The sequence below is a fragment of the Pseudomonas sp. Pf153 genome (assembly GCF_001269775.1).
GTDB lineage: Bacteria > Pseudomonadota > Gammaproteobacteria > Pseudomonadales > Pseudomonadaceae > Aquipseudomonas > Aquipseudomonas uvaldensis.
In genome coordinates, this window is record NZ_LHVL01000006.1 from 387,394 (window position 1) to 410,073 (window position 22,680).

General features: G+C 59.2%; 20 protein-coding genes and 4 tRNA genes. 17 read left to right on the forward strand and 7 right to left on the reverse strand.

The genetic code is table 11. The annotated features are described in order from the left end of the window. Positions 1-56: 56 nt before the first annotated feature. From AD666_RS02590 to AD666_RS02610, 5 genes are all read left to right on the forward strand, one after another. Positions 57-1,298, forward strand: a complete 1,242-nt coding sequence (locus tag AD666_RS02590) for an aspartate kinase (RefSeq protein WP_053147246.1) — start codon at positions 57-59, stop codon at positions 1,296-1,298. A gap of 185 nt (positions 1,299-1,483) precedes the next feature. Beyond that, positions 1,484-1,672: a carbon storage regulator CsrA gene (csrA, locus tag AD666_RS02595; protein WP_003178872.1), complete on the forward strand. Its 189-nt coding sequence runs from the start codon at positions 1,484-1,486 to the stop codon at positions 1,670-1,672. 62 nt (positions 1,673-1,734) lie between these two features. Continuing rightward, positions 1,735-1,825 (forward strand) — tRNA-Ser (locus tag AD666_RS02600). Between the two features lie 106 nt (positions 1,826-1,931). Then, positions 1,932-2,008 (forward strand) — tRNA-Arg (locus tag AD666_RS02605). Between the two features lie 73 nt (positions 2,009-2,081). After that, a tRNA-Arg gene (locus AD666_RS02610) sits at positions 2,082-2,158 on the forward strand. A gap of 40 nt (positions 2,159-2,198) precedes the next feature. Here AD666_RS02610 and AD666_RS02615 read toward each other — a convergent pair. Further along, entirely contained in the window at positions 2,199-2,702 is a 504-nt protein-coding gene (locus tag AD666_RS02615; protein ID WP_053147248.1) for a cell envelope protein SmpA, read from the reverse strand. A 377-nt stretch (positions 2,703-3,079) separates the two neighbouring features. Here AD666_RS02615 and mgtE point away from each other — a divergent pair, with 377 nt between their 5' ends. After that, positions 3,080-4,522, forward strand: coding sequence for a magnesium transporter (gene mgtE / locus AD666_RS02620; protein ID WP_053147250.1), 1,443 nt, complete (start codon positions 3,080-3,082; stop codon positions 4,520-4,522). A gap of 170 nt (positions 4,523-4,692) precedes the next feature. Here the strand turns inward: mgtE and AD666_RS02625 are convergent, their stop codons facing one another. Beyond that, positions 4,693-5,019 carry an Arc family DNA-binding protein gene (locus AD666_RS02625; RefSeq protein ID WP_053147252.1) on the reverse strand — a complete coding sequence of 109 codons (327 nt, stop codon included), beginning with the start codon at positions 5,017-5,019 and terminating at the stop codon, positions 4,693-4,695. Between the two features lie 526 nt (positions 5,020-5,545). Between AD666_RS02625 and AD666_RS02630 the strand changes: the two genes are divergently transcribed. The 5 genes from AD666_RS02630 to AD666_RS02650 all read left to right on the forward strand — a co-directional run bounded on the left by AD666_RS02630 (position 5,546) and on the right by AD666_RS02650 (position 11,213). Further along, positions 5,546-5,622: transfer RNA gene (locus tag AD666_RS02630), tRNA-Arg, on the forward strand. A 346-nt stretch (positions 5,623-5,968) separates the two neighbouring features. Next, positions 5,969-7,576 carry a tetratricopeptide repeat-containing response regulator gene (locus AD666_RS02635; RefSeq protein ID WP_053147254.1) on the forward strand — a complete coding sequence of 536 codons (1,608 nt, stop codon included), beginning with the start codon at positions 5,969-5,971 and terminating at the stop codon, positions 7,574-7,576. Continuing rightward, positions 7,569-8,261: a sensor histidine kinase KdpD gene (locus tag AD666_RS02640; RefSeq protein WP_053147255.1), complete on the forward strand. Its 693-nt coding sequence runs from the start codon at positions 7,569-7,571 to the stop codon at positions 8,259-8,261. Before AD666_RS02635 ends, AD666_RS02640 begins: the two co-directional genes overlap by 8 nt. Before the next feature lie 332 nt (positions 8,262-8,593). Beyond that, a complete protein-coding gene (locus tag AD666_RS02645) occupies positions 8,594-9,835 on the forward strand; it encodes a glutamine synthetase family protein (RefSeq protein WP_172679586.1) in 1,242 nt (413 codons plus the stop codon). Positions 9,836-9,902: 67 nt separating this feature from the next. Next, positions 9,903-11,213, forward strand: coding sequence for an MFS transporter (locus tag AD666_RS02650; protein WP_053147259.1), 1,311 nt, complete (start codon positions 9,903-9,905; stop codon positions 11,211-11,213). A 174-nt stretch (positions 11,214-11,387) separates the two neighbouring features. On the opposite strand, the gene AD666_RS02655 is transcribed toward AD666_RS02650, so the two are convergent. From AD666_RS02655 to flgA, 4 genes are all read right to left on the reverse strand, one after another. Beyond that, a complete protein-coding gene (locus tag AD666_RS02655) occupies positions 11,388-12,134 on the reverse strand; it encodes a flagellar brake protein (RefSeq protein WP_053147261.1) in 747 nt (248 codons plus the stop codon). 91 nt (positions 12,135-12,225) lie between these two features. Next, positions 12,226-12,693, reverse strand: a complete 468-nt coding sequence (locus AD666_RS02660) for a flagella synthesis protein FlgN (RefSeq protein WP_053147263.1) — start codon at positions 12,691-12,693, stop codon at positions 12,226-12,228. A 48-nt stretch (positions 12,694-12,741) separates the two neighbouring features. After that, entirely contained in the window at positions 12,742-13,047 is a 306-nt protein-coding gene (gene flgM, locus AD666_RS02665) for a flagellar biosynthesis anti-sigma factor FlgM (protein ID WP_053147265.1), read from the reverse strand. 173 nt (positions 13,048-13,220) lie between these two features. Continuing rightward, the gene (flgA, locus tag AD666_RS02670) at positions 13,221-13,985 is read right to left on the reverse strand and encodes a flagellar basal body P-ring formation chaperone FlgA (RefSeq protein WP_053147266.1); all 765 of its coding nucleotides are present in this window, start codon (positions 13,983-13,985) and stop codon (positions 13,221-13,223) included. Positions 13,986-14,063: 78 nt separating this feature from the next. Here flgA and AD666_RS02675 point away from each other — a divergent pair, with 78 nt between their 5' ends. The 6 genes from AD666_RS02675 (at position 14,064) to flgE (ending at position 19,149) form a co-directional block, all read left to right on the forward strand. After that, positions 14,064-14,990 (forward strand): chemotaxis protein CheV, encoded by a 927-nt coding sequence (locus AD666_RS02675; protein ID WP_053147268.1) that lies wholly within the window; start codon positions 14,064-14,066, stop codon positions 14,988-14,990. Positions 14,991-15,043: 53 nt separating this feature from the next. Further along, positions 15,044-15,871: a protein-glutamate O-methyltransferase CheR gene (cheR, locus tag AD666_RS02680; RefSeq protein ID WP_053147271.1), complete on the forward strand. Its 828-nt coding sequence runs from the start codon at positions 15,044-15,046 to the stop codon at positions 15,869-15,871. 358 nt (positions 15,872-16,229) lie between these two features. Beyond that, positions 16,230-16,637, forward strand: a complete 408-nt coding sequence (gene flgB, locus AD666_RS02685; RefSeq protein WP_053147273.1) for a flagellar basal body rod protein FlgB — start codon at positions 16,230-16,232, stop codon at positions 16,635-16,637. A 3-nt stretch (positions 16,638-16,640) separates the two neighbouring features. Continuing rightward, the gene (gene flgC, locus AD666_RS02690; RefSeq protein ID WP_053147275.1) at positions 16,641-17,084 is read left to right on the forward strand and encodes a flagellar basal body rod protein FlgC; all 444 of its coding nucleotides are present in this window, start codon (positions 16,641-16,643) and stop codon (positions 17,082-17,084) included. 15 nt (positions 17,085-17,099) lie between these two features. Next, positions 17,100-17,822, forward strand: a complete 723-nt coding sequence (gene flgD, locus AD666_RS02695; protein WP_053147277.1) for a flagellar hook assembly protein FlgD — start codon at positions 17,100-17,102, stop codon at positions 17,820-17,822. Positions 17,823-17,850: 28 nt separating this feature from the next. Further along, positions 17,851-19,149, forward strand: coding sequence for a flagellar hook protein FlgE (gene flgE, locus AD666_RS02700; RefSeq protein ID WP_053147279.1), 1,299 nt, complete (start codon positions 17,851-17,853; stop codon positions 19,147-19,149). A gap of 295 nt (positions 19,150-19,444) precedes the next feature. On the opposite strand, the gene AD666_RS02705 is transcribed toward flgE, so the two are convergent. Then, complete coding sequence (locus AD666_RS02705) at positions 19,445-22,336, reverse strand: ribonucleoside-diphosphate reductase subunit alpha (RefSeq protein WP_053147281.1); 2,892 nt, start codon at positions 22,334-22,336, stop codon at positions 19,445-19,447. Positions 22,337-22,680 lie beyond the last annotated feature (344 nt).

The following is a 22,680-nucleotide window of genomic DNA, read 5'->3' on the forward strand; positions in this document are numbered from 1 at the left end:
GGCCCGACCGCCGTAGTAACTATTGGGCGCCCTTCACGGGCAGAGGCGGCTTTGAAATGGCTTTGATCGTACAGAAATTTGGAGGCACCTCGGTCGGCACTGTCGAGAGAATCGAACAAGTCGCCGACAAGGTTAAGAAATTCCGTGATGCGGGCGATGACCTGGTGGTTGTGCTGTCGGCAATGAGCGGCGAAACCAACCGTCTGATCGATCTGGCCAAGCAAATCAGCGGCGAACAGCAGCCGGTTCCCCGCGAACTGGACGTGATCGTTTCCACTGGCGAGCAGGTGACCATCGCCTTGCTGGCCATGGCGCTGATCAAGCGTGGTGTACCGGCGGTATCGTACACCGGCAACCAGGTTCGTATCCTGACGGACAGCGCGCACAACAAGGCGCGTATCCTGCAGATCGACGACCAGAAGATTCGCGGCGACCTGAAAGCCGGTCGCGTCGTGGTGGTCGCCGGTTTCCAGGGTGTGGACGAACACGGCAACATCACCACCCTCGGCCGTGGCGGCTCGGACACTACCGGCGTTGCGCTGGCGGCGGCCCTCAAGGCTGACGAGTGCCAGATCTACACCGACGTGGACGGTGTCTACACCACTGATCCACGGGTGGTTCCCGTGGCTCAGCGCCTGGACAAGATCACCTTCGAAGAGATGCTGGAAATGGCCAGCCTCGGCTCGAAAGTGCTGCAGATCCGGGCGGTCGAATTCGCCGGCAAGTACAACGTTCCGCTGCGCGTCCTGCACAGCTTCAAAGAGGGTCCGGGCACCCTCATTACTATCGATGAAGAGGAATCCATGGAACAGCCGATCATTTCCGGCATCGCCTTCAACCGCGATGAAGCCAAGCTGACCATCCGTGGCGTGCCAGACACCCCCGGCGTGGCGTTCAAGATTCTCGGCCCGATCAGTGCCGCGAACATCGAAGTCGACATGATCGTGCAGAATGTTTCGCACGATAACACCACCGACTTCACCTTCACCGTACACCGCAACGACTACCAGGCCGCTGAAGCCGTCCTGAAGAAAACTGCCTCCGAAATCGGTGCCCGGGAAGTCGTGGGTGACACCAAGATCGCCAAGGTCTCAATCGTCGGCGTCGGCATGCGCTCCCACGCAGGCGTGGCCAGCCGGATGTTCGAATCCCTGGCCAAGGAAAGCATCAACATCCAGATGATCTCGACCTCGGAAATCAAGGTTTCCGTGGTGATCGAAGAGAAATACCTGGAACTGGCCGTGCGCGCCCTGCATACGGCCTTCGAACTTGATGCAGCCGCCCGCCAGGGCGAGTAAGACGTTGTTCAAGAGGGCGCGGCTTGGCCGCGCCCTTTGTTTTTTGAATGGCGCGTTTCAAAACTGTTCTTTTGCCCGCGCTGGTCAATACTTAGGCCTGTAGGCAGCGACCGTTTCGGTTGTAGGCCCAATGCCCTTTTTTTGCAGACTGTTGTCCCTGAACTGAATTGCGTGAGGAGAAAGGTATGTTGATTCTGACTCGTCGGTGCGCGGAGAGCCTGATTATTGGCGATGGCGAAATCACCGTGACCGTGCTCGGCGTCAAAGGAAACCAGGTTCGTATCGGCGTCAACGCCCCGAAAGAGGTTGCGGTGCACCGAGAGGAAATTTACCTGCGTATCAAGAAAGAGAAGGACGACGAACCAAGCCATTAATTTTTATCGATTTTTATGTTTGCAAACGGGGAGGAAGGTGGTTAATATACGCCCCGTGTTGCGGAGAGCTGGCCGAGTGGCCGAAGGCGCTCCCCTGCTAAGGGAGTACACCTCAAAAGGGTGTCGGGGGTTCGAATCCCCCGTTCTCCGCCATTATTCATGTAGTGCGTTGAATTTGGCTTGTTCGGTAAGTTATTGAAATTACTGGAAAAAGCGCTTTACAAAACGATTTGACGACCTATAATGCGCGGCAACAAATGCACTCGTAGCTCAGCTGGATAGAGTACTCGGCTACGAACCGAGCGGTCACAGGTTCGAATCCTGTCGAGTGCACCATTTAAGAGTCGTTTGCAGTAATGCAAATAACTTGGCTTCAACCAGTTGTGATCTGGTATAAAACCACAAACCTGCACTCGTAGCTCAGCTGGATAGAGTACTCGGCTACGAACCGAGCGGTCACAGGTTCGAATCCTGTCGAGTGCACCATACAACAAAAAGCCCGCGTTTAACGCGGGCTTTTTGCTATCTACGATTTGCCTTTCACGCATCCATTCTCATCGAACACAATCTCGGCGCTGCGGCCTTTCTTCGCTTTGTAGGTGTACCGGGTGCTCGCATTGCGGATCTTGATCGAGTCGGGTTTGCCCAAGGCGCTCTGCACATCCTGCTGGCTCATCCCGGTGATAATCCGTTTGTCCATGATTGCTTCGCGGCGCTGCCTGGCGCTGATCTGATTCCCGCAGCGGTCTTCGAACTGGCCGACCACGGTCGGTTCCCTGCGCGTGATCTTGTTGCCTGACGTTTGCCGGTGCTCGGCTTCGGGCAGCATTGATTCGGTAGTCGACTCGATACTGCCCGGGCTATAGGGGTGGACTCGTTGCAACGACAAGTCTTCCCCCGGTCCGCAGCTCATGGTGGTAAAGGTGATATGCCCCGTGCGGTCTTCGCAGCGATGAACGATGTGTTCGGCGGCCCACGAAGGCGAGCAGCACAGGGTGGCGAGCAGCGGTAAATAACGGTTGGCCAGCATTCGAGCGTCGTCCTTGACGTAGAAAGATGGGGGAGTCGCTAAGCCGGCCAACCTGTGGGAGCAGGTTCGTGACTGGCTGATTGACTTCAGGGTAGCCGCTGCATTTTTACTCAGGGGTGTGTTTTCTTTTCAGAATGAGTCGTCGTAGTTCCATGGTTCAGCCTATGTTCAGGTTTCTCTCGCAAGCGCTTGTTCTTGCCATGATTTTTTAACGTTTTAAAACGCCAAGCGGTGTATGATTGCGCCCGTCAGCCCCGCCGGGGCTTTGGAATATCTCCATGGACTTACCCAGTAGTTACTCAATACCGCGTTTTACCAATCATGAATTGACCGATTGATCCTTCCGGCGTGCCCACTGCTGGGAGTGGAGTTCGCCTATGACCGAAGTAGAAGTAAAGAAAACACAGGAAAGCCTTCAGGACCGTCTCGCTCAAGTCGTTGAGCTGCTGCATCGCCAGCGGGTCGTCGAAGACCTGACGCATCGTCAGGAAGGTCCGCATCACGACCGGGTCGAGAACCTGGTTCACCGGCAGAACCTCGTCGAGCTGCAACGCAAGCTCGATGACCTGCACTCCGCCGACGTCGCCTACATCCTCGAAGCCTTGCCGCTGGAAGAGCGTCTGACAGTCTGGCAACTGGTCCAGGCCGATCGCGACGGTGACATCCTGCTCGAAGTGTCCGACTCGGTTCGCGAAACCCTGATCGCCGACATGGATGATCACGAGCTGCTGGCGGCCGCCAAGGAAATGGACGCCGACGAACTGGCGGACCTTGCCCCCGAACTGCCGCGGGACGTTGTCCACGAGTTGATGGAATCCCTCGATGCCCAGCAGCGTGAGCGGGTACGTTCGGCGCTGTCCTATGATGAGGAGCAGGTCGGTGCGCTGATGGACTTCGAGATGGTGACGATCCGTGAGGATGTCAGCCTTGAAGTGGTGTTGCGCTACCTGCGCCGCCTCAAAGAGCTGCCGGGTCACACCGATAAGTTGTTTGTCGTCGATTATGACGGTGTGCTCAAAGGGGTGTTGCCGATCAAGCGGTTGCTCGTCAACGATCCGGAAAAGCAGGTGGCCGAGGTCATGGCCAGCGACCCGGTGAGTTTCCAGCCGGACGAAGACGCCTACGATGCGGCCCAGGCGTTCGAACGTTATGACTTGATTTCCGCGCCGGTGGTCGATAAGAACGGCAAGTTGATCGGCCGTCTGACCATCGATGAAATGGTCGACCTCATTCGTGAAGAGAGTGAAAACGAAGTCCTCAGCATGGCCGGTCTGCGGGAAGAGGAAGACATCTTCGCCTCGGTCTGGAAATCCCTGCGCAACCGTTGGGCGTGGCTGGCGATCAACCTGATCACGGCATTTGTCGCGTCCCGGGTCATCGGTTTGTTCGAGGGCTCCATCGAGAAGCTGGTGGCATTGGCGGCGTTGATGCCCATCGTGGCTGGTATCGGAGGCAACTCCGGCAACCAGACCATCACCATGATTGTGCGCGCCATGGCGCTGGACCAGGTCAGTACGGGTAATACGTCGCGCCTGATGCGCAAGGAACTGGCCGTGGCATTGATCAATGGCGTGCTATGGGGAGGTGTAATCGGCGTGGTGGCGTATCTGCTTTATGGCAGCTGGTCGCTGGGCGTCGTGATGACTGCCGCAATGACGCTCAATCTGCTGTTGGCGGCCTTGATGGGCGTCTTGATTCCCATGACGCTGGCCCGGTTGGGCCGCGATCCCGCCATGGGAGCCAGTGTAATGATTACGGCCATGACCGACAGTGGCGGTTTCTTTATCTTCCTGGGGTTGGCGACGATTTTCCTGCTCTGACCCATTCCGTAGCGAGGGCTCGCTTGCGTTGTGTCGTAGCCGTCCTCGCTCTCAGGTTTTCTAATCATTCGATTTTTGTGCTCGATTCGCCGCCCAGCGAGCCAGTTCCTTCTCCATAAAAAGACCAAAAAAAAGCCAGCACTAGGCTGGCTTGGGTGTTCCGGTTGCGATCAGGACGCGTCTGCGGTCATTTCTACATCGTGGGCAATCAGCGAAACGAGGGCGTTCTGCTGGCGATGGGAGAGTTGTCGGAATCGCTGAAGCAGCTCACGCTCATGCAAAGACAGCTCGGGGCTGTCCAGGCGCATGCTCAGTTCTTCACCCAACGCGCCTTCCTGAATGAGGCTTTGCTCAAGGCGCGCGATGATTTCAGAGTTCATGCTGCGATGATGATTGCGAGCCACCTCGGCAATGCGTTCCCGCATTCCGTCGGGCAAACGTACGACGAACTTGTCAGCCGTACGGCTGGAATAAATTGCCTGTTTCAATGGGCGCATATATTTAACCGGTTAGTTCAGGGGAGCGGTTCTTGGGATTGGCCGCAGGATGTCGATAGGACAAGCGCTGTTGCCAAATGTTCAACCTGAATTGTTAAGAGGCCCGCATCATGCCTCAAAATGGCCAGATCATTGGCGCCAATTCTGTGACAAATTCTGATCCGGGTAAAGGCGTTATGCCAGTACCCCTCATCAAAAAATGCGGACTGGTTTGAAAAACCAACAGGTCCGCATGTTGTGACCACTGCATCGTGTCTATGTGCCATACCGTCCGGCGGATAACCGGAGCGGCGGACATGGGCCCGTGCTGTCCTTGTTTTGTATAGGATAGTGGCAAACTGCCGAATTGGGACGATAAAAGGCCGGAGGCGGATGAGCGGTGTGGGGGGGATGCCGCCTCGGCTCGTCGAGGCGGCGGGCTGTACCATTTGCCTACACTTAAAAAGCCATGCGCAACATGACAAACGCAAGGCTGCCCGTTAACATGCTCGCCGTTCATCGCGTCACGCTTCTCGTGATCACCTGTGTCTCAGTAGCTCAATTGGATAGAGCATCCCCCTCCTAAGGGGAAGGTTGGCAGTTCGAACCTGCCCTGGGACACCATTTATATCAGTGGGTCGGGTATCGACGACCTGCCTCCCACCAGCGCATTGCCCCCTTCTCGTATCTCCCGGATCGATTGGCTTTTTTGTGTAGCCGATCCCCTACGCTCGGTTTCTCCCATACGTTGCCCTTAACGGAACGCCATCTGCTGCCGATAACCCGATGAGCCCGGTTGTCTTCAACGTTTCGGCTCGCAATGTGCGTCACGACACAGCCAGGCCAAGCGGTTGCTGAAATCTCTTGTACGTTGCCGGCTGGTGGCTATCATCTGCGCGCCTCGGGGCTGTGACACGGCGTTTCGTTGTTATGCCATTGGGTTATTTTCTTACTTGCCTGGACATCCTCGATGCTGGCGTACCACCAAAAAAGTTTTCTGATCGTCGATGATTTCTCGGATTTCCGCAGTTCCATCCGATCGATGTTGCGTGAGCTGGGCGTCAAGGACGTAGACACCGCCGACACCGGTGAAGTCGCGCTGCGCATGTGTTCGCAGAAGCGCTATGACTTCATCCTGCAGGATTATCACCTGGGCGACGGCCGCAAGAACGGCCAGCAGGTGCTGGAAGATCTGATGGTCGAGAAGCTGATCAGCCATGAAAGCGTGTTCCTCATGGTGACCGCCGAGACCAGTCAGGCCATGGTGCTCAGTGCGCTGGAGCACGAGCCCGATGCGTACCTGACCAAACCCTTCAACCGCTCAGGCCTGGCCCAGCGGCTGGAGCGGTTGGAGCAGCGCAAGACCCTGCTCAAGCCAATCCTCCAGGCCCTGGATCGTGGCAAGCCGCTGGAAGTGCTCAATGCCTGTATTGCCCTGTGTAAACAGGATCCGCGCTACGGGCCGTTGTGCCTGCGTTATCGGGCCGATGCATTGCGCGACTTGAATCAGAACGAAGCCCTGGAGCGTCTGTACAACACCATCCTGGCGGACCGCCCGTTGCCCTGGGCCTATGCGGGCCTGGGCAAGTTGCTGTTCAAGCGCGGCCAGGTAGGCCAGGCCAAGGCGGTCTATGAAAAAGCCCTGAAGACGTTCCCGATGATGCCGGCCTTGTATGACGGCATGGCCGATGTGCTGGTGGCCGAGGGTGACACGAAGCAGGCGCAGAGCGTGCTGGAGGAGGCGGTTCGCCTGTCGCCGCTGGCGGTCCGTCGGCAATCCTTGCTGGGCAAGCTGGCGATGACCAACGAAGACTACGATACCGCCTCCAGGGCTTATCGCCAGGCGGTCGGGCAGGGCGCGCAGTCGCGCTTCAAGGACCCGGAAAGCAACCTGGGCCTGGCCCATGCGCTGATCAGCAAGGGCAGCGAGAAAGGCCTGGATACCCGCACGCGGCTCGAAATCAACACCACGCTGAGTGCGGTGGCCAAGGAAAACCTCAACGATCCGGGACTGCAGGTGCGGGCGCGGCTGATGAAAGCCACCAGCCTGTTGCTCAACGACGCCGAAACTGCGGAAAAACTCACCGAACAGGCCTTGCAGCGCCTCGACGGCATGGAGCAGTTCATGAGCGCCGAAGCCGCGCTGCTGGTAGCCAAGCAGCTACAGATGCTCGGCCAGACCAGCGCCGGCGAATCGATGCTCAAGAACTGCGCGGAAATCTACGGCGATGACCCTGTGGTGATGCAAGGCATCGCCAAGCTCACCGACGACCCGAACATCCTCAACCAGGGCAACGCCGCTGCCGAACTGAACCGCGAAGGCGTGCGTGTCTACAAGACCGGCGCGCTGCCGGAGGCGCGAGAGCTGTTCCGCCGTGCCCTGAAGATGCAACCCAAGAACATCAGTATTGCCCTGAACATGGCGCAGTCCCTGCTGCATGGCACCGATACCAGCGTGGAATCGGAGCTGTTGGAGGAATGTCGCGCCTGCCTGAAACTGGTGGGCATGATGCCCGATACCGATGCGCGTTATGCGCGTTATCAGAAACTGCGAAGCAAGGCATTTGGCGATGAATGACAGCGAACAGGCACTCGATTTTTCCACGGTGATCGCATCGACCGTGCACGACATGAAGAACTCCCTGACCTTGCTCATGCAGGCCCATACCCAATGGCTCGAACGTCTGCCCGAGCCATCCCGGCAGACCTCGGAGCAGGGTGTGATGGAGTTCGAATTCGCCCGCCTCAACGGGCTGCTGGTGCAGTTGCTGGGGCTGTACAAGCTGGGTGTCAACCAGTTGCCGTTGCACCCCGACTACCACGAACTGGATGATTTCATCGAGGCGCAACTGGCCGGTCACCAGGACGTGTTCCGCAGTCGCGCAATCATGGCCACCTATGAGGTCGATCCGCTGACACCCCTGGGTTTTTTCGATCGCGAGCTCATCGCTTCGGTGCTCGACAACATCATCAACAATGCGATTCGCCACGCGCGCCAGGCGCTGTTGATCAGCGTGAGCGACGAGGCCGGCCAATTGGTGCTCACCATCAATGACGATGGCGAAGGCTATCCATCCGAAATGATCGAGCGCCAGGCCGAATACGTTCAGGGCATCAACCACAGCAGCGGCAGCACCGGACTGGGCCTGTACTTCGCCGCACGGATCGCCGGACTGCATCAGCGCGGCGGTGTATGTGGGCGTACCGAAATTGCCAATGGCGGTGTGCTGGGGGGCGGGGTGTTCAGGATTTATCTGCCTTGAAAAAATAACCCTGGCCCACACAGAACCCCTGTGGGAGCGAGCCTGCTCGCGATAGCGGTGGATCAGTCAGCCAAGAATTGTCTGACCCGACGCTATCGCGAGCTGGCTTGCTCCCACAGTGTATTTCAGGCTGGCTTGTTTATTGTTTTGGAGTGCTTGATATTCCGAACAGCCGAAGCCTATTTTGTACGGGTTGCCGTTCGCGGCTCGCACATAACAAGGAATGCGTCATGACGACCGATGGCCAGCGTTCACTCGCGCAGCGATTGACGGGCATTGATGAGATTGAATGTGTCACGCCGGATCTCAATGGCGTACCACGGGGCAAGGTGATGACCGCCGCGGGTTTCCTGGAAGGGCGGCGGTTGCAGATGGCCCGAGGCGTGCTGCTGCAATGCATCATGGGCGGCTACCCGCCGGCGCGCTTCTACGGCAGCGACGACGGCGACCTGGCGTTGGTGCCCGACTCGAAGCAGATCCACCGTCTGCCTTGGAGTGAACATCCTCGAGCCCTGGCGATTTGCGACGCCGATGAGTTGACTGGCGAAAGCTCCCGGCTCTCGACGCGTGGCCAGCTCAAGGCAGTGATCGCCCGGTATGCCGCCCTGGGCCTGGCACCGGTGGTGGCGACGGAGCTGGAATTCTTCGTGTTCGCACCCAACCCGGACCCGACCCGGCCGTTCCTGCCCCCGGTGGGCCTGGATGGACGGCGCGAAGATGGCCATTCGGCGTTCAGCATCAGTTCCAATAACGGCCTGCGACCGTTTTTCAGCGAAGTCTATAAATGCATGGCCGCGTTGGGGCTGCCTCGCGATACCTTCATGCATGAAATGGGCGTGAGTCAGTTCGAGATCAATCTGCTTCATGGCGACGCATTGCTGTTGGCCGACCAGACATTCCTGTTCAAACACTTGCTCAAGGAAGTGGCCCTCAAGCACGGTGTGACCGTGGTGTGCATGGCCAAGCCCCTGGCTCACACACCAGGCAGCTCGATGCATATTCACCAGAGCGTGGTCGAGCTGGACAGCGGCCGCAATGTGTTCAGCGATGAGGCAGGGGAGCCGACGGCGGTGTTCCGGCACTTTATTGGCGGGCAACAGGCTGGCATGGCGGATTTCACGGCGCTGTTCGCGCCCAACGTCAATTCCTACCAGCGCCTGTGCCACCCGTTCGCATCGCCGAACAATGCCTGCTGGTCCAACGACAACCGGTCTGCCGGGTTGCGAATCCCCGCCAGCTCGCCGGTGGCCCGTCGGGTCGAGAACCGCTTGCCGGGGGCCGATGCCAACCCTTACCTGGCGATTGCCGCCAGCCTGGCGGCCGGTCTTCATGGCATCGAAAACCGGCTGGAGCCGAGCGCCGCGATACAGGGTGAGTTCCAGGTGCCGGACAAGCTCTCCCTGCCATGTACCTTGCATGCCGCTCTGGAGCGTCTGAAGCGTAGTCCTCTGGCGAAGGAACTGTTCGGTACGGAGTTCATCGAAGGTTACATCGCTTCGAAAACCCTTGAACTGACCAGTTTCCTCGATGAAATCACGCCCTGGGAACGACGCGTGCTAGGAGCACAGGTCTAACGTACTGTCGCATTTGGGCTATCTATAGGTAGCCCTTACCCACCTCAAGGAGCCGCTCGGAACGCCGATGCGCCAAATCTGGAAACCTTTTCGAGCGCTTTATTTCGCTTCGCTGATGATGCTCATCGGCTCGGGCCTGCTGAGTACCTACCTGGCCTTGCGCCTGGCTGCCGATCACGTAGACAGCCTGTGGGTCGGCGCGCTGATGGCGGCCAACTATTTCGGCCTGGTACTGGGCGGCAAGATCGGCCATCGGCTGATTGCCCGCGTGGGGCACATCCGCGCCTATTCGGCTTGCGCCGGGCTGGTCGGCGCTGCGGTGCTGGGCCATGGTCTGGTGGATTGGTTGCCGGCCTGGATCGTACTGCGGGTGATCGTCGGCCTGGGCATGATGTGCCAGTACATGGTCATCGAAAGCTGGCTCAACGAGCAGGCCGAGGCCAGCCAGCGCGGCGTGGTGTTCAGCGGTTATATGATCGCGTCGTACCTGGGGCTGGTGCTGGGGCAACTGATTCTGGTCATGCATCCCTCCCTGGGGCTCGAGCTGCTGATGCTGGTGGCGCTGTGTTTCGCCCTGTGCCTGGTGCCGGTGGCGCTGACCCGGCGGATCCACCCGGCGCCGCTGCGTCCTGCGCCGATGGAGCCACGCTTCTTCATCAAGCGCGTACCGCAATCGTTGAGCACGGTGTTGGGTTCCGGATTGATTGCCGGCTCGTTCTATGGCCTGGCGCCCCTGTACGCGTCCCAGCAAGGGTTGTCCACGGAGCAGGTGGGCTTGTTCATGGGCAGCTGCATTTTTGCCGGGCTGTTGGTGCAATGGCCGTTGGGTTGGTTGTCCGACCGTTATGACCGGGCGTTGCTGATCCGCTGTTTCGCACTATTCCTGGCGGTTTGCGCACTGCCGCTGGCGATTCTGCCCCAGGTGCCGCTGGAAGTGCTGTTCGTCGCCGGATTCCTCTGCTCGTTGGTTCAGTTCTGCCTGTACCCACTGGCGGTGGCGTTTTCCAATGACCACGTCGAAGGCGATCGCCGGGTGTCATTGACGGCAATGTTGTTGGTGACCTATGGCATCGGCGCCAGTATCGGGCCACTGGTGGCCGGTGTGCTGATGAAGTCGTTTGGCAGCCACATGCTGTATGCCTTCTTCGCGTTCTTTGCATTGATCCTGGTGTGGCGCATCCGGCCGAAAGCCGTGACCAACCTGCATCAGGTCGACGATGCACCGCTGCACCACGTGGCGATGCCGGACAGCATGTCGAGCTCGCCCCTGGTCGCGTGCCTTGATCCGCGGGTGGACGAACAGGTGGTGCAGGAGCAGATGCAGACTCCTGTGGAGGAGCAGGTCGCTGAAACGCCGGTCGAGGAGCCGCTCAAGTAGACCGTGGTGTTCTCATCGCGAGCAGGCTCGCTCCCTCAGGGATTGGTGGTGGGCCCGGTGGGTGCGAGCCCTGCTCGTAATGAGGCCGGCCCAAACGCGGTAGCACTCGGATCTAAACGGCAAAAAAAACGGGCAGTCCCCTGTGGAGGCTGCCCGTTTTTTATGCCCGGCTGATCAGAGGTCGTCTTTATCGAAACGGCGGGCTTCGCGCTGTAACTGATAGACGAAGCGCTCGACCTGCCGTTGCACCAGGCCACTGATGTTGTGGAAGCGCACGCCGGCGAAGGTGGTGTTGATCCTTTCTTCGAAATGCAGGTAACGCAGTTCGACCGGCGCGGTCATGTTGCCGAAGGGCAGGGCCGCAATGAAGCGCTCATAGACTTGGCCCAATTGCAGGCGTGCGGTGATGTCGCCATCGAAACGCAGCTTGCAGCCGGTCGCGGAAATATCCAACAGCTTGCCAACTACCGGTGACTTGAGCTTTTCGCCACCCAATTCAACGTCCACCAGTTGCGCCAGTTTCAAGGCGGCGCGGAAGGCATTGCGACGCTGGTGGTAGACCACTTCCTCGGGCAGCGCGCCGCGATAGCAGCGGCCGTCACTGGAGTCATCAATGATCAACGGGCCATTGCTTTCCCAGGCAATGCGCACGCCGTCATGGAAGCCCTCGACCCGAAACGGCTCGCCTGCCAGCAGAAAACGCTCCCCGTCGCGCGGGATCATCTCGTCCAGGGCGAGGGCATTCTTCTCGCGATCGACATCGACCAGATAGCTCTGGAAGCGCTGGCTGCGTTCGTGGAAGGTGATGATCAGCGGATCATGGCTCTCTTGGAGCATCCTCAGGTTGCCGGAGATTTCCAGAGGTGTGGTGAGGACCTTGGGGGGCTGCGGAGCATCATCCGCGTTTGAGGCATTGAACACGAGGGTCAATCTCCAGGCTAAATACGACTACAAGTAGCCAGCATTTTGCCAGCATGTATCGCACGTTGATAGAGCACAGGCATCGTTCATTTCATGCCTGGCTGAGCGGGCGATGCTTGACCATTTTTGCGGTCGAGCCGCGAGCATCGTAAAGCGTCGGGATTTCGCCGCCATTGAGAATGCGAAGCTGGTTGGCGGTCGCCGCCTGCTGGACCTGAATCGACTGGCCGTTCCGGGCGTTGGCGGCCTGGCATTGGGCAAGCAGGTCATTGAGTGCCGCGCTTTGGGACAATAGTTGGTCGCCGATCGGCGACTGGCTGGCCAGTTGTTCCAGGCCGCCTTGATTGGCGGGCAGGTTGAGGCTGGCAAGAATCTCGCTGCGCTTGCGGCCATGCTGATCGAGCAAGATGATCAACGCCTGTTTCTGCGCCAGAATATTTTCCAGCAAAGGCATGTCGCGACCGTGCAGCGCCAGTGATTCGGTCTGCAGGAGTTCCAGTAATTGCTGTACTGGAACGAAGTCGTCGATGATCAGTTGCAATAAAGTAGTGTCGTGCATGGCTGGCCTTGGGTCTTAAGCGTCCAAAAGCCTGGCGCAGGCGGCGGCCTAGCGCTGGGCTTCGAAGTTGAGCAGTTTGCTGGCTACACGGTTGCTGTCGACTTTATAGCTGCCATCGGCGATTGCTGCTTTCAACGCGGCCACGCGGGCGTTGTCGACGACAGGTTGATCGCGCAGCTTGTCAGTGACCTTCTGCAACTGTTGAGCCTCATCGCTGAGGTGTACCGTCTCTCCATTCTTGACCGTGGCGGCCTGCTCGACCGGCGAGGATTTCTCGGTTTCCTTGCTGGCGCTGGTGCGCGTGGTGCCTGTCAGGGGTGAAGAGCTGTTTAAACGATTGAAGTCGATGACCATGGTAGAAAACCTCTGGGTATTTGGACGCTTGCCATGTTCTCGGCCATTCCCAAAAAAACTTTAGGCTCATTTATTCAATGAACGTGCGCACGTCTGCGCTTGCCTTGGCATAAGGCACAGTCTAGGGAACGGCGGGGGCTAGCGCCAGCTTTCTACCCGCTTCTACCGGATCGCTACATAGCCACTTCCACCTGGCCCGGGGCCATCACTTGCGCTTTAATCACGCGTTGGGAATTGAGGTTTTTCACCCGGATCTGTTCACGCATACCACCGTTGGACAGGGCCTCGCCCGGCATTCTCACGGCCAGGGTGCCGCTACGGGCAGTGATCACGACCTGGTCACCCTTGCGGACCACTTCGGCCTGTTCCAGGTGCACGAGGGTTACCACTTGATCGGCTACCATTGGTCGGACAAGTTTCTGCCCGATGGCCTGGTCAACGGAAGTCAGGAAACCCTGGGTGATCTGGCTGACGTCTCGCTCGCGCAGCATGACGTCCTGGGGTTCGACGATGCCGGCGCGCTTGAGCGGGCGGGTAGTGGTGACGATTTCGCGATACAGGCGCACCTGAGCCGGCACGAACACCGTCCACGGGGCCGCGCTGTCGCAGCGAAGCTTGACCGTGACGCGACCCAGGGGCCTGGCCGGGCTTTCCAGTGAGGCAGTCAAATCCTTGTCGCACAGCGGCATGCGCAAGCGCGGGTCGAGCTGATTGACTTCGATTTCGTAGCGGCCTTCGGTTTGACTGGAAGCCAGATAGTCTTCTACGGTGAATTCAAGAAAGCCCTGAGTGACGCCGATAAGGAGATCAGGCAAGGTAACCGAAGCATCGGCGAGGGCACGACCGCCCGAGGCGAACAGGCAGACAGCCAGCAGCGCACCTAGCCAGTGGCGGCAATGAGTGGTCAGGCGTCGAGAAAATGTCGTTTGTGCGTTCATGCCGGTTGAATAGCAAGCCCCGTGCCGTTTAGTGATGAATGCGCGTCGGACACATTAGCGTTAGGTAGGAGTCAGGGCATGGCGGGAGTGATGGATTCGGTAAACCAGCGCACGCAGCTGGTCGGTCAGAATCGCCTGGAGCTGTTGTTGTTCCGTCTCGATGGCCAACAGTTGTATGGGATTAACGTGTTCAAGGTCCGTGAGGTGCTGCAATGCCCCAAGCTGACATTGATGCCCAAATCCAGTCCCGTCGTGTGCGGAGTGGCGAATATACGCGGAGCGACCATCCCGATTCTCGATCTGGCGATGGCCACCGGTTCCGGTGGGCTGCTGGATCAGAGCAATCCGTTTGTGATCATCACCGAGTACAACACCAAGACCCAGGGCTTCCTGGTGCGCTCGGTGGAACGCATCGTCAACATGAACTGGGAAGAGATCCATCCGCCACCCAAGGGCACCGGCCGCGATCACTACCTGACGGCGGTGACGCGGGTCGACAATCAGTTGGTGGAAATCATCGACGTGGAGAAAATTCTCGCCGAGGTGGCCCCGACTCCGGAAACCATTTCCGTGGGCGTGGTGGATGCCGAAACCCAGCACAAGGCGGTTTCGATGCGTGTGTTGACCGTCGATGACTCTTCGGTGGCACGCAAGCAGGTGACCCGGTGTCTGCAAACGGTCGGTGTCGAGGTGGTGGCGTTGAACGATGGGCGGCAGGCGCTGGATTACCTGCGCAACCTGGTCGATGAGGGCAAGAAGCCGGAAGAAGAGTTCCTGATGATGATTTCCGACATCGAGATGCCCGAGATGGATGGGTATACGCTGACGTCGGAAATCCGCGGCGATCCGCGCATGCAGAAGCTGCATATCATTCTGCATACCTCTTTATCCGGGGTTTTCAACCAGGCGATGGTCAAGAAAGTCGGCGCTGACGATTTTCTGGCCAAGTTCCGGCCCGATGACCTGGCTTCCCGGGTCGTCGACAGGATCAAGGCAGCAGAATAAAGGTCGGGCGCATTGTGCGCCCGGCAAATCAACACGATGAAAGAGGCGGTATCTTGTCTACGGGTAATTTGGATTTCGAACAGTTCCGGGTCTTCCTGGAAAAAGCCTGTGGCATCCTGCTTGGTGAAAACAAGCAATACTTGGTGTCTAGCCGTCTCAACAAATTGATGGAGCAACAGGGCCTCAAGTCGTTGGGTGAGCTGGTGCAGCGTATCCAGACCCAGCCGCGCAGCGGGTTGCGCGAAATGGTGGTGGACGCCATGACCACCAACGAAACCCTGTGGTTTCGCGATACCTATCCTTTCGAGGTGTTGAAGAACAAGGTCTTGCCAGCAGCCATCAAGGCGAGCCCCGGCCAACGCCTGCGGATCTGGTCGGCGGCCTGTTCGTCGGGGCAGGAGCCTTATTCCATTTCGATGTCCATTGACGAGTTCGAGCGAACCAACATCGGCCAGCTCAAGGGTGGCGTGCAAATTGTCGCCACCGACCTGTCCGGGACCATGCTCAATAACTGCAAGACGGGCGAGTACGACAGCCTGGCCATCGGCCGTGGCCTGTCGCCGGATCGCTTGCAACGCTACTTCGACACGAAAGGGCCGGGACGCTGGGTGGTCAAGGCGCCGATCAAGAACCGGGTGGAGTTTCGCTCGTTCAATCTGCTCGACAGCTATGCCAGCCTGGGCAAGTTCGACGTGGTGTTCTGCCGCAACGTGCTGATCTACTTCTCCGCCGAGGTGAAGAAAGACATCCTGTTGCGCATCCACGGCACCTTGAAGCCGGGCGGCTATCTGTTCCTCGGTGCTTCCGAGGCGCTGAACGGCTTGCCGGATCATTACCAGATGGTCCAGTGCAGCCCAGGCATCATCTACCAGGCGAAGTGATTTGCCGGTGTTGTCAAAAAAACGGGAGTCCTCACAGGCTCCCGTTTTTTGTGTCCGATTCTCTACCAAGTCACCGCCATCCCCTTGTGGGAGCGGGCTTGCTCGCGAAGGCGATCTAATAGAGACATTGATTGCGACTGACACACCGCTTTCGCGAGCAGGCCAGCTCCCACAATGTCCTTTGCCGACCTTGAAAAGCGGCAGAAAAGCGGCAGGTGAGCGGAAACCGATTGCCGCTTTTCTGGCATTGCCACCTTGCCGCTCCCCGCAAAGCCCCGATTTACGGGGTTTTGGAAAGTGGCACGACGCTTGCTATATCCATTCGTACGTACATTCTGGTCACCCAAAGGTTTCCGACATGAGCATCAGCTTCGATAAAGCGCTCGGTATCCACGAAAAGGCTCTGAGCTTCCGCGCCCAGCGTGCCGAAGTCCTGGCCAATAACATTGCCAACGCCGACACCCCGAACTACAAAGCGCGTGACCTGGATTTCTCCAAGGTGCTCGCCGAGCAGAGCGAGAAGACCAAGAATGGCCACTTTGCCCTGAACATGACCAACAACCGTCATATCGAGGCCGAAGGCCTGGGCAACGGCGACGAATCGCTGATGTATCGCACGCCGATGCAACCTTCGATCGACCAGAACACTGTGGACGCTCAACTGGAACAGTCCAACTACGCGGAGAACTCCGTGAACTTCCAGGCCAGCTTCACCCTGCTCAACAGCAAGTTCAAAGGGCTGGTATCGGCCCTGCGCGGAGAATAATTCATGTCGATCGCGAGCGTATTCAACATCGCCGGCAGTGCCATGAGTGCCCAGACCACTCGCCTGAACACCGTCGCCAGTAACATCGCCAACGCCGAGACCGTTTCGTCGAGCATCGACCAGACCTACCGCGCTCGTCACCCGGTGTTTGCCACCATGTTCCAGGGCGGCCAGTCCGGCGGCAGCGATTCGCTGTTCCAGGAGCAGGATGCGGCCGGGCAGGGCGTACAAGTGTTGGGCGTGGTCGAAGACCAGAGCAACCTTGAAGCACGTTATGAGCCGAACCATCCGGCGGCCGACGCCAAGGGCTATGTCTATTACCCGAACGTCAACGTCGTCGAGGAAATGGCCGACATGATTTCCGCCAGTCGTTCGTTCCAGACCAACGTCGAAATGATGAACACCGCCAAAACCATGATGCAGAAGGTCCTGACCCTCGGTCAGTGATAAGGGGCGAGTCACATGAGCGTCACCAACACTACCAGCGGTTTGAGCCTCAACGAGATTCTGGCCAACTCCTCGGTCAAGACCAACGCCACCACCGATGGCCTCGGCGGTGCGACCAAGGCGGCGACCGGCAACAAGGAGCTGGGTAAGGATGCGTTCCTGCAATTGCTCGTCACCCAGCTGAAAAACCAGAACCCGCTGGAGCCTCAGGACAACGGCGAATTCGTGGCTCAGTTGGCGCAGTTCAGCAGCCTGGAAGGTATCACCACGCTCAACGAAACCGTGAGCGGCATTGCCGGCAACTACAACTCGTCGCAGGCCCTGCAGGCTTCGTCTCTGGTGGGACGCTCGGTCATCGCGCCCGGCGACAAGGCCGTGGTCGATACTTCCAAGAGCCTTAACGGCACGGTGGTGGTGCCGTCGGCAGTGTCCTCTCTCACCGTCAAGATCATGGACAAGGACGGCAAGACCGTCCGCACCATCGACCTGGGCAGCCAGAAGGCAGGCAACTCGGCGTTCATCTGGGACGGCAAGAACGACGCTGGCACGACGGTCGAATCGGGCACGTACACCTTCTCGGCCTCGACCACCATCGATGGCAAGGCCACGTCGCTGATCACCAACCTGCCGGCCACCGTCAGCAGCGTGACCATCAGCCAGACGGGCGGTGAGCTGATGCTCAACCTGGCCGGTCTGGGCAGCATTGCCCTGTCCAAAGTACAAACTATTGGTATGTAGAGCCGACTAACCGGCAAAAGGAGTCAACATGTCTTTCAACATCGGCCTTAGCGGTCTCTATGCAGCCAACAAACAGCTGGACGTGACCGGCAACAACATCGCCAACGTCGCGACCACCGGTTTCAAATCGTCCCGCGCGGAATTCGAAGACGTCTACTCGGCCACCAAACTGGGCTCGGGCAGCAAGACCGTCGGTAACGGCGTACGGCTGGCCAACGTTTCCCAGCAGTTCGGCCAGGGCGACGTCAACAACACCGGCAACGTGCTGGACATGGGCATCCAGGGTCAGGGCTTCTTTGTCCTGAGCAACGACGGTTCGCTGAGCTACACCCGTGCCGGTACCTTCAAGACCGACAAGGAAGGCTACATTACCAACAGCGATGGCACTGCGAAGCTGCAGGGCTATGGCGTGGATGCCAACGGCAAGATCCAGAACGGCATCCTGACCGACCTGCGCATCGACACCTCCAACCTGCCGCCGACCGCTACCAGCCTGGTTTCGTCGACCATCAACCTGAACTCGACGGCGACGCCGATCACCGCGGCGTTCAATCCGACCGACACGGCAACGTACACCAAGCAGTTCTCTACCCCGATCTACGACACCCAGGGCAACCAGCATGCCATGGACCAATACATGGTCAAGACAGGTAGCAACACCTGGAATGTCTATACCTTGATCGATGGTCGTAACCTCAACGGCAGCGTGCCGACCACGACCGGCGCCACCGCGCCAGTCCCTTCGACCATGACTTTCGACTCCAGTGGCAAGCTGCTTCAGGTCAGCACGCCTCCGGCGACGATCAACAGCGATCTGGTCTTGACCGGTTGGGTGCCAGGCACCGTGACCAATGGCGTATGGGCCCCAAATGGCGCTGCAAGCGCGCCAACCATCACGATCTCCATGGCCAACACCACCCAATTCAACGCCGACACCGCGCGGTCGCTCCCGGTCCAGAACGGTTACGCCACCGGTCAGATCACCAACCTGACCATCGATGGCAGCGGTGTATTGCTGGCCAACTTCAGCAACAACCAGACCAAGCCGATTGGCCAGCTCGCGCTCGCCAGCTTCACCAACGAGCAAGGTCTGCAACCGGTAGGCGGCACCAGCTGGAAGGAAACCTTCTCCTCGGGCATCCCGGCCTACGACGCCCCGACCACCGGCACCCTGGGTTCGATCGTGTCCAACGCTCTGGAAGAGTCCAACGTCAACCTGACCAACGAACTGGTCGAACTGATCAAGGCGCAGAGCAACTATCAGGCGAACGCCAAGACCATCTCCACCCAGAGCACCATCATGCAGACCATCATTCAGATGACTTGATGTCGATGGTTGCTTGAAACGATGTACAAGAAGCCCCTCAAGAGAGGGGCTTTTTCATGGGCGTGTTTTTGTGCTGTCAGTTGCGGCCTCATCGCGGGCAAGCCTTGCTCCCACAGAGGATTGAGGACGAGAGCAGGATCCATGACCATCCCGAGACCCTGTGGGAGCAAGGCTTGCCCGCGATGAGGCCAGCACAGGCGCCAACTTTCTCCAGGCAAAAGAAAACCCCCGATAAACCAGCAGTCTATCGGGGGCTTCTTTTCACCAGGCGCCTATCAGCGCCCACCCGCTCAGCTTATTGGCAAGCTTCGCAATCCGGCTCGTCGATGGCGCAGGCCTTTGGCACTGGCGCAGGTCCTGCCGGAGCGGCCAGGACCGAGTCGTCACCGTGGTTGCCGCCAGCGGAAACCGCGTTCAGCTTGCCGGTGTTGATGGTGGACTTCTCGGTGCTGGTGGCGGCCAGGGCGCGGAGGTAGTAGGTGGTCTTCAGACCACGGTACCAGGCCATGCGGTAAGTCACGTCCAGTTTCTTGCCCGAAGCGCCGGCGATGTACAGGTTCAGCGACTGAGCCTGGTCGATCCACTTCTGGCGACGGCTGGCGGCGTCGACGATCCAACGGGCCTCCACTTCGAACGCGGTGGCGTAGAGCTCCTTGAGCTCCTGCGGGATGCGTTCGATCTGTTGCACCGAACCGTCGTAGTACTTCAGGTCGTTGATCATGACCGAGTCCCACAGGCCGCGGGCCTTGAGGTCGCGGACCAGGTACGGGTTGATCACGGTGAACTCGCCCGACAGGTTCGATTTCACATAGAGGTTCTGGTAGGTCGGTTCGATCGACTGCGACACGCCGGTAATGTTGGCGATGGTGGCGGTCGGTGCGATGGCCATGATGTTGGAGTTGCGTATGCCTTTCTGTACGCGGGCACGAACCGGGGCCCAGTCCAGGCTTTCGGTCAGGTCGACGTCGATGTATTTCTCGCCACGGGACTCGATCAGGATCTGTTGCGAATCCAGCGGCAGGATGCCCTTGGACCACAGCGAGCCCTGGAACGTCTCGTAGGCACCGCGCTCGTCGGCCAGGTCGCAGGAAGCCTGGATCGCGTAGTAGCTGACCGCTTCCATGGACTTGTCGGCGAACTCGACGGCAGCGTCCGAACCGTACGGGATGTGCTGCAGGTACAGCGCGTCCTGGAAGCCCATGATGCCCAGGCCGACCGGACGGTGCTTGAAGTTGGAGTTCTTCGCCTGTGGCACCGAGTAGTAGTTGATGTCGATCACGTTGTCGAGCATGCGCACGGCCGTGTTCACGGTGCGTTGCAGCTTGGCGGTGTCCAGCTTGCCGTCGACGATGTGGTTCGGCAGGTTGATCGAGCCCAGGTTGCAGACAGCGATCTCGTCCTTGTTGGTGTTCAGGGTGATCTCGGTGCACAGGTTCGAGCTGTGAACCACGCCTACGTGCTGCTGCGGGCTGCGCAGGTTGCACGGGTCCTTGAAGGTCAGCCATGGGTGGCCGGTCTCGAACAGCATCGAGAGCATCTTGCGCCACAGGTCCTTGGCCTGGACGACCTTGAACAACTTGATCTTGTTGTACTCGGTCAGGGCTTCGTAATACTCGTAGCGCTCTTCGAAGGCCTTGCCGGTCAGGTCGTGCAGGTCCGGCACTTCGGATGGCGAGAACAGGGTCCACTTGCCGTCGTCGAAGACGCGCTTCATGAACAGGTCCGGGATCCAGTTGGCGGTGTTCATGTCGTGGGTACGACGACGATCGTCACCGGTGTTCTTGCGCAGCTCGATGAACTCTTCGATGTCCATGTGCCAGGTTTCCAGGTAGGCACAGACCGCGCCCTTGCGCTTGCCGCCCTGGTTGACCGCCACGGCGGTGTCGTTGACCACCTTGAGGAATGGCACGACGCCCTGGGACTTGCCGTTGGTGCCCTTGATGTACGAGCCCAATGCGCGAACCGGGGTCCAGTCGTTGCCCAGGCCGCCAGCGAATTTCGACAGCATGGCGTTGTCGTGGATGGCGCCGTAGATGCCCGACAAGTCGTCCGGAACGGTGGTCAGGTAGCAGCTCGACAACTGTGGACGCAGGGTACCGGCGTTGAACAGGGTCGGGGTCGACGCCATGTAGTCGAAGGACGACAGCAGGTTGTAGAACTCGATGGCTCGGTCTTCTTTCTGCTTCTCTTCGATGGCCAGGCCCATGGCTACGCGCATGAAGAAGATCTGCGGCAGTTCGAAGCGCACGCCGTCCTTGTGAATGAAGTAACGGTCGTACAGGGTCTGCAGGCCCAGGTAGGTGAACTGCTGGTCGCGCTCGTGATCGATGGCCTTGCCGAGTTTTTCCAGGTCGAAGGACGCCAGGACCGGGTTCAGCAATTCGTATTCGATACCCTTGGCGACGTAGGCCGGCAGGGCCTTGGCGTACAGGTCGGCCATTTCGTGGTGGGTCGCGCTCTCGGCGACACCCAGGAAGCCCAGGCCTTCGGCACGCAGGGTGTCCATCAGCAGGCGGGCGGTGACGAAGGAGTAGTTCGGCTCGCGTTCCACCAGGGTCCGCGCGGTCATCACCAGAGCGGTGTTGACGTCCTTGAGTGCGACGCCGTCATAGAGGTTCTTCAGGGTTTCGCGCTGGATCAGCTCGCCGTCGACTTCTTCCAGGCCCTCGCAGGCCTCGGTGACGATGGTGTTCAGGCGACCCATGTCCAGCGGCGCCAGGCTGCCGTCGGCGCGGGCGATGCGGATCGATGGGTGAGCCTGTACCGGTGCGTCGGCCGGGGCGCGGGTGGCACGCTCCTTGGCGCGCGAATCACGGTAGATCACGTAGTCGCGGGCCACTTTCTGCTCGCCGGCACGCATCAGGGCCAGTTCGACCTGGTCCTGGATTTCTTCGATGTGGATGGTGCCGCCCGACGGCATGCGACGCTTGAAGGTCGCGGTGACCTGTTCGGTCAGGCGGGCCACGGTGTCGTGGATGCGCGACGAGGCGGCAGCGGTGCCGCCCTCAACTGCAAGAAACGCTTTGGTGATGGCGACGGTGATCTTGTCATCGGTGTAAGGAACGACAGTGCCGTTACGCTTGATCACACGCAGTTGGCCGGGCGCGGTGGCGGCCAGATCCGGGGTCGAATCGGCGGCCAGCGGCGCGGTGCCCTGCGGGTTCTCGCGAGTTGTGTCGGTGTGCATGGGTGTCTCCACGTTCTCTATGTTTGTTTGGGCACCTTTACGGTGCCCACCGTTCCGTCCTGAAGCACTACAACCGACTGATGTCGGGCATAACAACTTCGGGACAGTAGGAAGCAGGGCCCAGGGGCCGCTTCCATCCGAAGTTCTGGGTTGCGAGCCTGGGCTCGAAACCGGGTTACAGGGGGGGCAGTAATGGACTGCAACACCCGTACCGTTTCGGTCGTTTCGACCGTTGAAACAGTGGCCATCCGCAGGGGGCGGTCTGGTCTTGGGAAAACACGATGTTTCAAGTGGAAAGAGGCACGAAAAGCGCTTGAATTCTCTGTCCGACTTGTGTTTGGTTT